Source organism: Actinomadura fulvescens, from assembly GCF_039533225.1.
GTDB lineage: Bacteria > Actinomycetota > Actinomycetes > Streptosporangiales > Streptosporangiaceae > Spirillospora > Spirillospora fulvescens.
In genome coordinates this window covers 317,073-331,774 of sequence record NZ_BAAATD010000002.1, presented here as the reverse complement: position 1 = coordinate 331,774, position 14,702 = coordinate 317,073, and the positions used below count along the sequence as shown (strand labels likewise).

15 protein-coding genes are annotated in these 14,702 nt (G+C 70.8%); 5 read left to right on the top strand and 10 right to left on the bottom strand.

The features are described 5' to 3' along the window. Positions 1-96: 96 nt before the first annotated feature. Positions 97-1,278: a saccharopine dehydrogenase family protein gene (locus ABD333_RS08555; protein ID WP_344539404.1), complete on the top strand. Its 1,182-nt coding sequence runs from the start codon at positions 97-99 to the stop codon at positions 1,276-1,278. On the opposite strand, the gene ABD333_RS08550 is transcribed toward ABD333_RS08555, so the two are convergent. Beyond that, positions 1,244-2,380, bottom strand: a complete 1,137-nt coding sequence (locus ABD333_RS08550) for a GAF domain-containing sensor histidine kinase (RefSeq protein ID WP_344539403.1) — start codon at positions 2,378-2,380, stop codon at positions 1,244-1,246. The two genes, ABD333_RS08555 and ABD333_RS08550, sit on opposite strands and share 35 nt — an antisense overlap. Continuing rightward, complete coding sequence (locus ABD333_RS08545) at positions 2,377-3,033, bottom strand: response regulator (RefSeq protein WP_344539402.1); 657 nt, start codon at positions 3,031-3,033, stop codon at positions 2,377-2,379. Before ABD333_RS08545 ends, ABD333_RS08550 begins: the two co-directional genes overlap by 4 nt. A gap of 172 nt (positions 3,034-3,205) precedes the next feature. On the opposite strand from ABD333_RS08545, the gene ABD333_RS08540 reads away from it, so the two are divergent. Beyond that, complete coding sequence (locus ABD333_RS08540; RefSeq protein ID WP_344539400.1) at positions 3,206-4,180, top strand: phosphoribulokinase; 975 nt, start codon at positions 3,206-3,208, stop codon at positions 4,178-4,180. 273 nt (positions 4,181-4,453) lie between these two features. Here ABD333_RS08540 and ABD333_RS08535 read toward each other — a convergent pair whose 3' ends face one another. The 6 genes from ABD333_RS08535 to ABD333_RS08510 all read right to left on the bottom strand — a co-directional run bounded on the left by ABD333_RS08535 (position 4,454) and on the right by ABD333_RS08510 (position 8,082). Continuing rightward, on the bottom strand, positions 4,454-5,533 hold the full coding sequence (locus ABD333_RS08535) for a potassium channel family protein (protein ID WP_344539399.1): 1,080 nt from the start codon (positions 5,531-5,533) through the stop codon (positions 4,454-4,456). Positions 5,534-5,643: 110 nt separating this feature from the next. Then, the gene (locus tag ABD333_RS08530; RefSeq protein WP_344539398.1) at positions 5,644-6,003 is read right to left on the bottom strand and encodes a hypothetical protein; all 360 of its coding nucleotides are present in this window, start codon (positions 6,001-6,003) and stop codon (positions 5,644-5,646) included. Beyond that, entirely contained in the window at positions 6,003-6,527 is a 525-nt protein-coding gene (locus ABD333_RS08525) for a peroxiredoxin (protein ID WP_344539397.1), read from the bottom strand. The genes ABD333_RS08530 and ABD333_RS08525 overlap by 1 nt, the downstream gene beginning before the upstream one ends. Positions 6,528-6,740: 213 nt before the next feature. Continuing rightward, positions 6,741-7,169 carry a DUF3052 domain-containing protein gene (locus ABD333_RS08520; protein ID WP_344539396.1) on the bottom strand — a complete coding sequence of 143 codons (429 nt, stop codon included), beginning with the start codon at positions 7,167-7,169 and terminating at the stop codon, positions 6,741-6,743. Between the two features lie 201 nt (positions 7,170-7,370). Further along, a complete protein-coding gene (locus ABD333_RS08515; RefSeq protein ID WP_344539395.1) occupies positions 7,371-7,778 on the bottom strand; it encodes a secondary thiamine-phosphate synthase enzyme YjbQ in 408 nt (135 codons plus the stop codon). Between the two features lie 121 nt (positions 7,779-7,899). Further along, the gene (locus tag ABD333_RS08510; protein WP_344539393.1) at positions 7,900-8,082 is read right to left on the bottom strand and encodes a DUF1918 domain-containing protein; all 183 of its coding nucleotides are present in this window, start codon (positions 8,080-8,082) and stop codon (positions 7,900-7,902) included. 215 nt (positions 8,083-8,297) lie between these two features. Here ABD333_RS08510 and aceE point away from each other — a divergent pair, with 215 nt between their 5' ends. After that, positions 8,298-11,075 (top strand): pyruvate dehydrogenase (acetyl-transferring), homodimeric type, encoded by a 2,778-nt coding sequence (aceE, locus tag ABD333_RS08505; RefSeq protein WP_344539391.1) that lies wholly within the window; start codon positions 8,298-8,300, stop codon positions 11,073-11,075. A 178-nt stretch (positions 11,076-11,253) separates the two neighbouring features. Next, a complete protein-coding gene (locus ABD333_RS08500) occupies positions 11,254-11,796 on the top strand; it encodes a G5 domain-containing protein (protein ID WP_344539389.1) in 543 nt (180 codons plus the stop codon). 130 nt (positions 11,797-11,926) lie between these two features. Here the strand turns inward: ABD333_RS08500 and ABD333_RS08495 are convergent, their stop codons facing one another. After that, positions 11,927-12,376, bottom strand: coding sequence for a MarR family winged helix-turn-helix transcriptional regulator (locus tag ABD333_RS08495; protein ID WP_344539387.1), 450 nt, complete (start codon positions 12,374-12,376; stop codon positions 11,927-11,929). Positions 12,377-12,462: 86 nt separating this feature from the next. On the opposite strand from ABD333_RS08495, the gene ABD333_RS08490 reads away from it, so the two are divergent. Next, the gene (locus tag ABD333_RS08490; RefSeq protein WP_344539385.1) at positions 12,463-12,834 is read left to right on the top strand and encodes a hypothetical protein; all 372 of its coding nucleotides are present in this window, start codon (positions 12,463-12,465) and stop codon (positions 12,832-12,834) included. Here ABD333_RS08490 and ABD333_RS08485 read toward each other — a convergent pair. Further along, the gene (locus ABD333_RS08485) at positions 12,831-14,699 is read right to left on the bottom strand and encodes a helix-turn-helix domain-containing protein (protein WP_344539383.1); all 1,869 of its coding nucleotides are present in this window, start codon (positions 14,697-14,699) and stop codon (positions 12,831-12,833) included. The genes ABD333_RS08490 and ABD333_RS08485 overlap by 4 nt on opposite strands. Positions 14,700-14,702 lie beyond the last annotated feature (3 nt).

The following is a 14,702-nucleotide window of genomic DNA, read 5'->3' as shown; positions in this document are numbered from 1 at the left end:
GGCACGTCACTGTTATCGGATCGGCGGTCTGGTCGACGGCAGGCCGGGCACAGGGACAGAATCGAGTTCGGAATCCGTGATGTGGAGGCGTGGCAAATGGCCGGTGAACGTCCGTACGACATCGTTCTGTTCGGCGCGACAGGCTTCACCGGCGGGCTGACCGCCGAGTATCTGGCCGAGCACGCTCCACCGGCGACCCGCTGGGCCCTCGCCGGGCGCAACCAGGCCAAGCTGGCCGCGGTACGCGACCGGCTGGCGGCGATCAACCCCGCCTGCAAGGAGCTGCCGCTCCTGCACGCCGACACCACCGACGTCCCGTCCATCGAGGCGGTCGCGCGGGCCGCCCGCGTCGTCATCACCACCGTCGGCCCGTACGTCAGGTACGGCGAGCCGCTGGTCGCCGCGTGTGCCCGGTCGGGCACCGACTACCTGGACCTGACCGGCGAGCCGACGTTCGTCGACCGCATGTACGTGCGCCACCACGCCGAGGCGGTCCGCAGCGGCGCCCGGATCGTGCACGCGGCGGGCTTCGACTCCATCCCGCACGACCTGGGCGTCCACTTCACGGTCAGGCGGCTTCCCGAGGGTGTGCCGCTGCGCGTCGAGGGATTCGTGCGGGCCAGCGCCGACGCCTCGGGCGGGACGTGGCACTCGGCGATCGGCATCTTCGCCGACCTGCGCGGGATGGCCCGCGCCGAACGCGACCGCCGCCGGCTGGAGGGGCCGGGACCCGAGGGCCGGAAGGTACGGATCTCGCGGCGGCCCACGCCCCGGGCGCGGGCCCGCTGGACGCTGCCGTTCCCGGCCATCGACGCGCAGATCGTGACGCGTTCGGCCGCCGCGGACGAACGCTACGGGCCCGACTTCTCCTACGGCCACTACATCGCGGTCAAGCGCCTGCCGATCGCGGTCGGGATGGCCCTCGGCGCCGGCGCCGCCGTGGCGCTGGCGCAGCTCCCGCCCACCCGTTCGCTCCTGCTCCGCATGCGCACGCCGGGCGAGGGGCCGTCGGCCGAGCAGCGGGCCAAGCACTGGTTCAGCGTGACGTTCGTCGGCGAGGGCGGCGGCAAGCGCGTCGTCACCGAGGTCAAGGGCGGCGACCCGGGGTACGGGGAGACCGCCAAGATGCTCGCCGAGTCGGCGCTGTGCCTGGCGTTCGACGACCTCCCGGAGACGGCCGGCCAGGTCACGACCGCGACCGCGATGGGCGACGCGCTGATCACCCGGCTCGACCGGGCGGGCGTCACCTTCCGCGTGGTGTCCGAGGACGCGGGATGACGGCCTCGACCGTCGTGCCGACGCCCGGGCGGCTGGTCACCGAGACCCTGCCGCCGAGCAGCTCGGCGCGTTCGGCCATGCCCCGCAACCCGTAGGAGTCCGGGCGGCGGCCGGGCGCGAAGACGTCGTGGATCGAGAAGCCGCTGCCGTCGTCGATCACGCGCAGCCGCACCCGGTCCCGGTCGTGCTCCAGCACCAGGTCCACGCACGACGCCGACGCGTGCCGCAGGCAGTTGCCGACCGCCTCCTGGGCGATCCGGTAGAGCGCCGTCTGCACGTGGTCGGGCAGCGCGGCCTCCAGCTCGCCCTCGACGGTGACCGTGATGTCGAGGGACGACCCGGGCACGTCGGCCTCGCGTGCGAGGGTGGCCAGCGCCGCCGAGAGCCCGAGATCGTCCAGTACGGGCGGCCGGAGACCGCCGATGGCCGCACGCGACTCGGCGGCGGCCAGGTCGCACAGTTCGCGGGCCGCCGCGATCTGGGCGGCGGCCTCGGGATGATGGTCGGGCAGCGCCCGTTGCGCCGCCGAAAGATGGAAGCCGAGCCCGGCCAGGCGCTGCGCGATGCCGTCATGGATCTCCCGGCTCAGGCGTGAACGTTCGGCCTCCTGGGCCTCGACGGCCCGTTCGGCGAACCGTTCGGCCGCGTGCTCGCGTTCCTGCGCGGTCCGCAGCCTGCGGCAGGAGCAGAGCACCGGGGCGAACAGCTCGGCCAGCGCCGCCACCAGCGTGGCGTCCTCGGGCAGTACGGGCCCGGCCGCGCGGACGTCGACCACGGCGATGGTCGCGTTGCCACTGCGCACGGGCACGGCGAGGCCGCGGCCGTCGGCGTGGGCGCGGGGACGGCCGTGCGCGGCGACCCAGCCCGCGTCGCCCTCGCCCAGCGGTACGGCGGGCCCCGACCATTCGAGGGCGCGCTCGTCCTCGTCCAGGACGTACACGTCGCAGAACGTCAGCGCCTTGGCCGACCGGACCACGAGCCCGGCCAGCTCCTCGGCCATCTCCGGCAGTGCCCGGTCCGAGCACGCCACCGTCACGACGCGGATCAGCAGGTCCTGCCCGCGCCCGGCCAGCAGTTCGAGCGGGCTCAGTGCCGCGGTCATCGAAAGAGGCCTTCGCGGAGGGCCACGGCGATGGCCGCGGACCGGTCGGTCACTTCGAGCTTGCGGTACAGGGCCCGCAGGTGGCTCTTGACCGTCTCCTCGCTGAGGACCAGCCGCGCGGCGATCGCCTTGTTGGAGAGCCCGCCGACCAGCAGCGACAGGACCTCGCTCTCTCGCTGGGTGAGGCCGCGCTGGGCGCCCGGCCAGAACTCGCCGCGTGTCAGTCGTGCCGCGGTGACCGCCATCCGGCCCGCCAGCGTCGGGTCGACGACCGTCTCACCCTGGGTGACCTCCTCCAGGCGCCGGACGAGTTCGGGACCGTCGACCCGTTTGAGGAGATAGCCGCCCGCGCCGGCGCGGAGGGCCTCGAAGACGTACTGCTCGTCGTCGTACACCGACAGGAACACCACGCGTGCCTCCGGCACCTGGCGGCACAGCGCCCGGCAGAGGTCGAGCCCGCTCTCCGGGCCGAGCCGTACGTCCAGCAGCACGACGTCAGGACGCAGCGTGGTGACGAGCCGCGTCGCCTCGGCCGAGCTTCCGGCCTGGCCGACGACGCGTACGCGCCCGGTGAATCCCGCCAGCATGGCCTGCAGCCCGGCAAGGATCATCTCGTGGTCGTCGACGAGGACGACGCGTACGGGAGCGCCCATCCCGGCACGATAACAACCGAAGCTACTCACCAGTAGCCCTACCTTCGCGACCCCGGACGGACGTTTCACCCCCATCTCCCCCGAGGTCTCCCCCACTCGGGGGAAGAGCACTCCGCGTACCGGGCCTACCGTCCGTACGGACAACTGAATGCCGCCGGACGGAGGAGCCAGAGTGCCCCATCGGATCGTGCATATGCTCCGGGCGCGCGGATCGGGCCGCCGCCCCGTCATGCTCGCCATCGCCGGGGACAGCGCAGCGGGCAAGACGACCCTGACCAGGGGGCTCGTACGGTGTCTGGGGGCGGACCGGATGACCGCGGTCTGCGTGGACGACTATCACCGCTACGACCGCGGGGAACGCGCCGGGAAACCGTTCACGGCGCTGCATCCCGACTGCAACCACATCGACATCATGGAGCAGCACCTGCAACTGCTGTCGATGGGCGAACCGATCCTCAAGCCGGTGTACGACCACGCCACCGGTGAGCTCGTGCGGCCGGAACTGGTCGAACCACGGGACTTCGTGATCGTCGAAGGCCTGCTGCCGCTGCACACCCGGCTCGCCCGGGCCTGTTTCGACATCACCGTCTACCTCGACCCGCCCGAGCCGCTCCGGCACGGCTGGAAGGTCCAGCGCGATTGCCAGAAGCGCGGCTACACCACCGAGCAGGTGATGGCCGAGCTCGAACGGCGCGAGCAGGAGAGCGCGGCCTACATCCGGCCGCAGCGGCGCTGGGCCGACATCGTGGTGCGCTTCGCGCCCGTCGCCGCGCGGCACGACCCGCCGGACACGCCCCTGTCCGCCGAACTGCTGCTGCGGCCGACGATCGACCATCCGGAGCTCGGTCCGGTCATCGACGAGGCCGCGCCCGCCGGCGGCGAGACGGCGATGCACCTGCGCCTGCACCGCGACACCGACGGGCGCCCGGTGGACGCCCTGCACGTTCACGGATACGTGTCACCGGAGGAGTCGCAGGTCGTCAAGAAGGCGATCTGGGAACGCCTCGGCCCGCGGGCCGGGAACGGCGCCCTCGACCAGGAGGCGCTCGGCCGCTTCGGTGAGGGAGGCATGAGCGACCCGCTGGCGATCACCCAGTTGCTCCTGCTCTACCACCTGCTGGACGCCGACCACCGCCAGGCCGCCTGAGATCGAGACTCCGCGGATCGTGCGGGGAGGCCCCGGAACACCCCTTTCGGGCCGCGCGATACCGCGGCTGCCAGGAGGACACCCCAATTGGGAGCGTGGGTGTCCTCCTGGTCCTGTTTCAGGATCCCGGCCCACGGCGCTCGCCTAGCGGCTCGCACCTAACCGGGATCGGGCGAGCGCGACATCGCTTCGCGATCTGCCCGGCGAAGCTCGCCTTCGGCATCGCTCCACCGGCCAGGTAACGCGCTCGCGCGGTGGCCGAGGCCACGGGCCCTAGGCCTTGGCTTCGGCCAGGGCCAGCTCGTGCCAGGGGATCTCTGGACGGTCGGGGGCCACGATGGCGAGCGACTGCCCGCCCTTGACGACCTCGTCCGGGCGCGGGGTGAGCCGGAACCGCGCGTTCGGGCGATGCGACTCGCCGACGGCCAGCAGCGTGCTGCCCCGCCGCAGCAGGAAGATCGCGATGTCCAGACGTGGCCACTCCCCCACGCCCTCGGGGATGTCCACGCGGAACAGCGACGAGTCGGCGTCGAGCGTGCTGGCCAGATTGTGGTAGATCCCCGCGATTCCCGGGTTGCGGATCGCGACCGCCACCACGGCCGGGTCGTCGATGTCCACCGGCTCGATGTCGCCGCCGATGAGGCCGAGCGCCCGCTCGATCTCGGCCCGGCTGCCGCCGTCGTGCACCCCGGCCAGCTTGTGAATCTGTGGCCGGTCGTGGTCAAGGAGGTAGGCGCTCACGCCGAGCATCACCCGTACCGTCTCGTCGTCCGTCCGCCCCGCCACCAGGACGGTCCGCGCGTCCTCCAGGCAGGCCCGCCGGAACGCGGTCTCGTCGTAGGCGATGACGTCGTACAGTCCGGGATCGGGGTTCTCCCCGCTGAGCTGGTCCTCCCAGAAGACGGTGACCACCGGGGTCTTGACGAACTCGGAGTCGGCGCGCAGCTGCTGGATGATGGCGCGCAGCCCGTTCCGCTCGTACCCGATGATGACGATGTGCCCCTTGTGGTGCAGCCGCGCCTGGCCGTTGGCCTTCAATGTCCTGCCCTTCGCCATCCAGAGCGTCAGCTCCGCGAACAACATCAGACCCGCGGTGAGCCCGGAGATGACGACGATGACGCCGCCCAGCCTCCCGCCGGCCGTGGTGGGGAAGAGATCGCCGTAGCCGACCGTGGTACCGCTGACGAAGAAGTACCAGACGTAGTTCAGCGGTTGCTTGATCTTGGCGCCGGGCTCCTCGAACACCGCGATGAGCACCCAGCCGAGCACCGCGGCACCGAGCAGCACGAGCGCAGGCGCACGCCATGCCCGGGTGCCGATCCGGTGGACCAGGCGCATGAACAACAACGGCATCGGCGGCTTCTCCGTCTCGGCTTACAGATGTTCGACGCAGAGTCGCAGGCCGTAAGGGTGTCGTCAAGCCTCATAAGCCGAGGTCAGGCGCGGATCCCGGCCGGACGTGGTCAGTCCGGGGTGGGGCCGCGCCTGAGCACCCGGCTCAGTGCCGCGGCGACCTCCTCCGACAGGCCGGAGTCGCGGGACTGGGCGCCGGAGCGCACGAGGTCCCGGTCATCGGCCGGGCCGTCCTGGTCGCGTACGGCCTCGCGGGTGTGGCCGCAGTCGCGGCACTCCACCTCGCCGAGCCGGCAGACGAGCGAGGCCGAACCGCAGGCGGCGCAGCGGTCGAGGCCGGCCGTCCAGTCGTGCTCGGTCTGGCAGCGGGGGCAGACCAGCACCTGCCGATCCGCCCGGACCCCACGCCGCCAGGGGCTGGCGCCACGGGCGGGGTCGGTCTGCCGCGCCCCGCACATGAAGCAGGGCATCACACCTCCAGCGGTGCGGGGACCGGACCCGCCCATGTCGCGGGCGGACCCGGCCCGGGAAAGTAGATCTCGGCGAGCGCCTCGCGGTACGCGCCGAAGTCGCGCGCCTCGGCCGGGGAATGCACGACCTTCCAGCGCACGACGCCCTCGGTGTCGATGATGAAGGTACCGCGAACCGCGATGCCCTTGGCGTCGTCGAAGACGCCGTACGACTGTGCCACGCCGCCGTGCGGCCAGAAGTCCGACAGCAGCGGGAACTGGTACTTCTCCTGGTCGGCCCAGGTGCGCAGGGCCCACACCGAGTCGACGGACACGGCGAGGACCTGGACGTCGTCCTCCTCGCCGAGCGTCGGAAGCTCGTCTCGGATGGTGCACAGCTCTCCCGTGCACACACCGCTGAAGGCCAGTGGGTAGAAGACCAGGACGACCTTCTTCTTCCCACGGAAGTCCGACAGCTTCACCGGGGTGCCGTGCTGGTCCTTCAGCTCGAAGTCCGGTGCAGCGTCGCCTACCTCGACCGCCAATGCCTCTCCCGCGGATCATCCCCGCGCGCCGGCGGGGGGAACGTCCGTCCCCCACGGCCGTGAGGAACGCGTGCGCGACCGAGCGCGCAGCGGCGGACCGGGTCCGCCTCGGCCCAGTCTGCCATCACCCGGCGGGGGCGCGACGCGCGCGGGGGCACCGGCGGCGGGCCGCCCTCGGGACGGGCGGCGCCCGGGTGGTCGCGGCGGCCGCCGCTACTTGCGGACCTTGGGCGCGACCAGCAGCGTGCCCGACCACTCCTTGGCGGCGCTGATGCTCTTGGTCTGGCTCAGTCCGGCGGACGTGGCGGCCTCGTCGATGTCGCTCGGCTCGACGTGTCCCTCGCGACCCGCCTTCGGCGTGAGGAGCCAGATGCGACCGGCGTCGTCGAGCGGCACCAACGCGTTGGTGAGCTCGTCGAACAGGTCCCCGTCGTCCTCTCTCCACCAGAGCAGCACGACGTCGACGACGTCCTCGTATTCCTCGTCGGCCAGTTCGGCGCCCATCGCGGCCTCGACGGAGTCGCGGAGCTCCTCGTCGACGTCGTCGTCGTAGCCGATCTCCTGCACCACCAAGCCCGGCTTGATGCCGAGCCGTTCGGCCAGGCTGCGCTCAGACTGCGCCTGACCCGCGGTCGCGCTCACGAAAGTCCTCCCATGATCGAAAATCCGGTGTCGCGGTGTCGGCCCCAGTGGGAGCCTCGATCACAACCCGTCGGTGTTTGCGGGACAGTCCACACAAGTGATGGGCACTCGCGCAAGTGTCTTCCCGGCTTTTGGTGGGCTCATTGGCCCGAATACGGCGATCCTCGTAACAGGACACACGCAGAGCGTAACAACCCACGTTCATCCCGCAAGGAAGGACAATCGGACCTGACGTTCCGGATTGTCGATATTGAGGTCGACGAGCGCCACCGACTGCCAGGTGCCGAGGGCGAGCCTGCCGTTCAGCACGGGGATCGTGGCGTACGGGGGGATCAGGGCGGGCATGACGTGCGAACGCCCGTGCCCGCGCGAACCATGGGCGTGGCGCCAGCGGTCGTCGGCCGGCAGCAGGTCGCGCAGCGCGGCCAGCAGATCGTCGTCGCTGCCGGCGCCGAGCTCGATGATCGCCAGCCCGGCGGTGGCGTGCGGCACGAAGACGTGCAGCAGCCCGTCACCTCCCGCGTCCGCGGCGAATCGTTCGCATTCGCCTGTGATGTCGTGCACGATCTCGCGGGAACCGGTGGTCACCTGAACCACGGTGCTGTTCATGATCCGTGTTTACCCGATCACCGGCCCCGAACGCGCGCCCGGGCACGGAAACCCACTCTCGCGAACGCCGCGGCCGGGCGTTTTCGGACGCTCGAAAAGTGGTCGCGTCATCGAGCCAGGGTCACTGAGGCTCGATGACGGCGTCAGGCCCCGGGTAGCACAGTGTCTCGTGGCCGTCCTCGAAACGTACGACGTACGGAGGCGCGCCATCCGGCCCGCGGACCTCGATGATCTCGCCCTGCTTGTCCGGCTGTCCCACGACATTGCCGTGAACGTGGAGCCGGTCTCCGACGGTAGCCTGCATGATGCCCCCTGCGGTCGGCAGCGGTCGTTGTGCAGTATCACCATCGTACGTCTTCGCCTCCTCGTCGAGAGGCTCGCGCCGTACTCGGCGCTCTGACCGGCCGAAATAGTTACTGGCAAGTAGAGATGCGTTAGCCGTCATTACCGACGACGATGGATCACGTAGACCACGACGAACAGTCGTACAGAAAAGACGGTAAGCACAGAGGGGACCCCGTGGCTTCCGGACGTCAACGCTTTTCGATCATCAGCGACGGGCTGCCGAGCCAGCTCCCGGACATCAATCCGGACGAGACCCGGGAATGGCTGGAATCGCTCGACACGGTCATCAAGACCGAGGGGCGCGGCCGGGCACGCTACGTGATGCTCCGGCTCCTGGAGCGCGCCCGCGAGCTCCAGGTCGGGGTGCCCGGCCTGCGCAGCACCGACTTCATCAACAGCATCCCGCCGGAACACGAACCCTGGTTCCCCGGTGACGAGCACATCGAGCGCCGCATCCGCGCCTACATCCGCTGGAACGCGGCGATCATGGTGTCCCGGGCCAACCGGCCCGAGCTCGGGGTCGGCGGCCACATCGCCACCTACGCCTCGGCGGCGTCGCTCTACGAGGTCGGCTTCAACCACTTCTTCCGCGGCAAGGACCACGGCGAGTCGGGCGACCAGGTCTTCATCCAGGGCCACGCCGCGCCGGGCATCTACGCCCGCGCGTTCCTTGAGGGCAGGCTGCCCGAGGACAAGCTGGACGGCTTCCGGCAGGAGATCTCGCACCCGGGCGGCGGCCTCTCGTCCTACCCGCACCCGCGGCTGATGCCGGACTTCTGGGAGTTCCCCACCGTCTCGATGGGCCTGACGGCGATCGACTCGATCTACCAGGCCCGGTTCAACCGGTACCTCTACAACCGCAAGATCAAGGACACGTCCCGCTCGCACGTGTGGGCGTTCCTCGGCGACGGCGAGATGGGCGAGCCCGAGTCGCTCGGCGCGATCGGGCTGGCCGCGCGCGAGGAGCTCGACAACCTCACCTTCGTGATCAACTGCAACCTGCAGCAGCTGGACGGCCCGGTCCGCGGCAACGGCAAGATCATCCAGGAGCTGGAGTCGTTCTTCCGCGGCGCCGGCTGGAACGTCATCAAGGTGATCTGGGGCCGCGACTGGGACCCCCTGCTCGCGCAGGACGTCGACGGCGTGCTGGTCAACAAGATGAACACCACGCCCGACGGGCAGTTCCAGACGTTCACCGTCGAGTCCGGCGAGTACATCCGCGACAAGTTCTTCGGCGACGACCCGCGGCTGCGCAAGATCGTCCAGCACCTCTCCGACGACGACCTGCGCAAGCTGTCGCGCGGCGGCCACGACTACCGCAAGGTGTACGCCGCGTTCAAGGCGGCCCGCGAGCACGTCGGCCAGCCGACGGTCATCCTCGCCCACACCATCAAGGGCTGGACGCTCGGCACCGACTTCGAGGCCCGCAACGCCACCCACCAGATGAAGAAGCTCACCAAGGCCGAGCTCAAGGAGTTCCGGGACCGCCTCTACCTGGACATCCCCGACTCCGCACTCGAAGCGGACCTGCCGCCCTACTACCACCCGGGCGAGGACTCCGAGGAGATCGAGTACATGCGCGAGCGCCGCGCGGCCCTCGGCGGCTTCCTGCCCAGGCGGATCGTCCGGGCCAAGCCGCTCAAGCTGCCCGGCGACGCGGTCTACGCCGAGCTCAAGAAGGGCTCGGGCAAGCAGAACGTCGCCACCACCATGGCGTTCGTCCGGCTCCTCAAGGACCTGATCAAGGACGAGAACATCGGCTCGCGCTTCGTGCCGATCGCCCCGGACGAGTACCGCACGTTCGGCATGGACTCGCTGTTCCCGACCGCCAAGATCTACTCGCCGCACGGCCAGACCTACGACGCGGTCGACCGCAAGCTGCTGCTCTCCTACAAGGAGTCCGAGCAGGGCCAGATGCTGCACGAGGGCATCAGCGAGGCCGGTTCCATGGCGAGCACGATCGCCGCCGGCAGCTCGTACGCCACGCACGGCGAGCACATGATCCCGATCTACATCTTCTACTCGATGTTCGGGTTCCAGCGGACCGGCGACCAGATGTGGGCGCTCGGCGACCAGATGGGCCGCGGCTTCCTCCTCGGGGCCACCGCCGGCCGCACCACGCTCACCGGTGAGGGCCTCCAGCACGCCGACGGCCACTCGCCCCTGCTCGCCGCGGCCAACCCCGCCTGCGTCCACTACGACCCGACGTGGGCGTTCGAGCTCGCGCACATCACGCAGGACGCCCTGCGCCGGATGTACGGCTCGACCTCCGAGCACCCGCACGGCGAGGACGTCTTCTACTACCTCACGATCTACAACGAGCCCTACCAGCAGCCCGTCGAGCCCGAAGGCCTCGACGTCGACGGCCTCCTCAAGGGCCTCTACCGCTACAAGGAGGCCCCGGCCCTCGACGACGCCCCGCGCGCCAACATCCTCGCCTCCGGCGTGGGCGGCCGCTGGGCCCTCGAAGCCCAGCGCCTCCTGGCCGAGGAGTGGAACGTGGCCGCCGACGTCTGGTCGGCCACCTCGTGGAACGAGCTCACCCGCGAGGCCCAGAAGTGCGACGAGTGGAACCTGCTGCACCCCGACCAGGAGCAGCGCGTCCCCTACGTCACACGAAAACTCCAGGACGCCTCGGGCCCGGTCGTGGCGGTCTCGGACTTCATGCGCGCCGTACCCGACCAGATCGCGCCGTGGGTCCCGGGCGACTACTCGTCCCTGGGCACCGACGGGTTCGGCTTCTCCGACACCCGCGCCGCCGCGCGCCGCTTCTTCCACGTCGACTCGGCGTCCATCGTGCTGGCGGTCCTCACCCGCCTCGTCCGCCAGGGCGAGCTCAAGCCCGAGACCCTCCAGCAGGCGATCGAGCGCTACCAGCTCAACGCCGACGTGAGCACCGTCTTCGCAGGCGGCGTCGGCAGCGCCGAAAGCAACACCGGCGGCGACGCCTAACAGCCCGCCAGAGGCCCCGGGATCGCGAAGGCGCAGGCCGCGACCCGGGGCCTCCGCACGCCCTCCCACGCCCGATGACGACCCGGCTCCTGTCCCGTCAGCGCCCCGAGAGCCGGGACCCGTGCCCCTGTTGGTGTGTTACGCCCGGGATTAGCGTGACTCGCCCGGAAGGGGAATTATGAAACGTGCGACTGTGGCCATATTGGCGGTCAGCGGCCTGTTCACCCTCGGCGCCAAATGCGGAGCGGCCACGGAAGTGGCGAGCACCACGCCTCCCACCGCGGCGAGCGCGACGCCGAAAGCGACGCCGAGCACCGAAACGCGAACCGTCACTGAGACCGAGCCCATCTCCTTCAAGACGAGAAGAGTCCAAGATCCCACGTTGGCCGAGGGCGTGACCAAAGTGAGGACCCGCGGCATCCCAGGCGTCAAGAAGCTCACCTTCCACGTCACTTTCGCCAACGGCGCGCAGGTGACCAAGAAGCTCATCGGTGCGGCGGTCACGAAAAGGCCGGTCACCAAGGTCCTGATCGTCGGAACCAAGCAGGCCTCGCAGTGCGATCCGAACTACAGCGGCGCCTGCGTTCCGATCGCGAGTGACGTCGACTGCGCGGGCGGCAGCGGCGACGGACCCGCATATGTGGACGGGCCCGTGCGCGTCATCGGCACGGATGTCTACGACCTGGATCGCGACGGCGACGGCGTCGCCTGCGACACCTGAGCCTCACGCCGCGGGCCGCCGCGGGCCGCCGCAGAGTCAGAGCGACCGGGCGGCGAAGGCGACGCTTCCCCCTAGCCACCTCCGCGGCGGCGAGGGTGAGGGGTTGTCGTTTGGCGGGGTTGGCGGCCGTTCATGTTGGCGGTAGTGGGGCGCACGGGTCGGGTGGTTGGGCGTACAGGCGGATCAGCAGGGCGTGGAGGCGGTCTCGTTCGGCGGCGGAGAGGGGCGCCAGCAGCTCGTCCTGGGCCTGGGTCAGGAGCACGGCCGACTCGCCGAGGGCGGTGCCGCCGCGTTCGGTCATGGAGACGACGTGCTTGCGCCGGTCGGTGAGGCTGCGCTCGCGCCGCACGCAGCCGAGACGTTCCAGCTCGTCGATCACCGCCACCATCGTCGTGCGGTCCATGCCGGTCTCCTGGCACAGCTCGCTCTGCGATCTGGGGTCGTTCCGCAGGATTTCGAGCACGCGCACATGCCTGCCCTTCATCCCGAGCGGAGCGAGGGCGCGCTCGAAGCGCGCGCCCGCGGAGCCGCCGAGTTTCACCAGGAGATAGCCGGTCTGGCCGTCGATGCGATCGTGCATGCACCAAATCTAGGCGTAGCGGGAACTCCATCATGCAGACTGATCGTCAGTACTGCTGATAGTCCGTATCGCTGAAAGGTACTGGCATGCCCGTTCGTCTGATCCTGATCGGCCTCGGAGCCATCACCGCCACGCCCGTCCTCGCTCTGGTCTGGCCCGGCATGCTCGACCTCGCGTACGGCATCGAGGAGCCGTCCGACCCGATGGTCGCCGCGCTGCTGCAGCACCGAGGGATGCTGCAGGCGGCCCTGGGGGCCGCCCTGGTGTGGGCCGCGCTGCGGCCGTCCTTCCGCGTTCCCGCCGCCGTGGCGGCCATCGTCACCAAGTCGACGTTCATCGTGCTGATGATCTCCCTGCCGGACTCCGGCTGGCGCGACGCGGCGAGCGGGGTGATTTTCGACCTCGTGACCATCGTGATCCTGGCCGCGATCGCCGTCCGCGAAGCGCGGGCGGATTAGAGGGCCTTGCGGAGGCGGTTCAGGCGCAGGGCCAGCTGGAGTTCCAGGGCGCGGTCCGGGGCCTGCCAGTCTTCGCCCAGGAGCTGGGCCACCCGGTCCAGGCGCTGGGTGACGGTGTTGACGTGGATGTGCAGGCGTTCGGCGGCTCTGGCGAGGCTGCAGCCCATGGCGAAATAGGTTTCGAGCGTCTGGATCAGGGCGGTGCCGCGACGTTCGTCATAGGCGAGGACGGGGCCCAGGGCGGAGGAGAGGAAGGCCGGTACGTCGCGGCCGTCGCCGACCAGGAGGCCCACGAAACCGAGCTCGTCGGAGCTGGCGCCGTCGCCGGAGCGGCCCAGGGAGAGGAGCGCTTCAGCGCAGCGTTCGGCTTCGCGGTGGGCGGGGGCGATGTCGGTGGGAGTGCTGAGCGGCCCGGCGGCGCCGGCGGTGGCGGGTCCGCCCAGGGCCGCCGACAGGTCACGGGCCACCTGGCGGGCCTCGGGGCCGGGTGTGGTCCCGGGCAGGAGCAGGATCACCTCGTCTCCCCGGGTGGCCACCAGGCCGTGGCGCAGGGCGGCGTGGGACGTGGCCCAGAACGCCGCGCGCTGGCGGTCGCCGTCGTGGCGCGCCACGACCAGGATGTGCGGGGCGGTGAGGTCCACGCCGACGAGCTTGGCGCGGTCGCGGAGGGCCTCCTGGTCGGCGCGGCTGGTCAGCAGGTCGTTGAGGAGTTCGCCGCGCACCCGGCCCTCGGCCTCGGCGACGCTGCGGCGGAAGAGCAGGAGCAGGGCGGTCACGAGGGCGGCGCGTTCGAGGATGCGCTGGTCGGGGTCGGGCATGTCGTCGGACGTGCGGTGGACGAGGGTGCCCAGGACCTCGGCGCCCGCGGCCATGGACGTCACCCAGAGGCCGCCGCGCTGGACCGTACGGCCGAGGCTCCGGGACGCCGTGGCCGCCGCCTCGACCTCCGCCTCGTTCAGGTCGCCGGCGTCGCCGAGAGCGGCCAGGCGGCGTCCTTCGGCGTCCATGACGACCAGGGCGCCGCCGAGGACGTCGGTGACCACGGCCGCCACGTCCTCGACGCCGCCGCCTCGTACCACCAGCGCCGTCATGCGGTCGTGGGCCTGGGCGGCCCGTTCCACCGCGGCGCTGCGGGCCTGGATGAGCTTGTTGGCCGAGGAGAGCTCCTCCAGGGCGGCCCGGGTCTCCTCCAGGAGGCGCGCGTTGTCGATGGCGATGGCGGCGTGGGCCGCCAGGGAACCCAGGAGGGTGACCTCTTCCTGGACGAAGGGACGCGCGCTGCGGTTGGCCGCGTACAGAACCCCGATGACCTGGGCGCCCAGGCGCATGGGCACGCCAAGGATGGCCACGAGGCCTTCCTCGCCGACGGCGCTGTCGATGAACGACAGGTGGTGGAACCGTTCGTCGGAGGTGTAGTTGCCGCTGGTGTAGGGCGTCGCGGTCTGCGCCACCAGGCCGCCGAGCCCGGCGCCCATGGGGAGGCGGAGGGTCCGGAACGCCGCCGACACCGAGCCGTCGGTCACGCGCATGTACGTGTCGCCGCGTTCGTCGTCGTTCAGCGTCATGTACGAGATGTCGGCGTGCAGCAGACGGCGGGCACGCCGGACGATGGCCTCCAGGACCGCGTCGAGGTCGCGCAGCCCGGCGAGATCGCCCGCGGTGTCGAAGAGGGCCGACAGCTCCGCCTCCCGGCGGGCACGGCGCTCCAGCAGCGTCCGTACCCGCAGGGCGGCGAGCTTGGTGCGTTCGAGCTCGGCCAGGCTCTCCGGCGGCGCGCCGGCGGCCCGGGCCTCCAGCAGGGGTGCCTCGAACTCGACCGCGGAGGCCTCGCGGGCGAGCAGTTCGAGGAAGATGGCGCAGGTCATGGT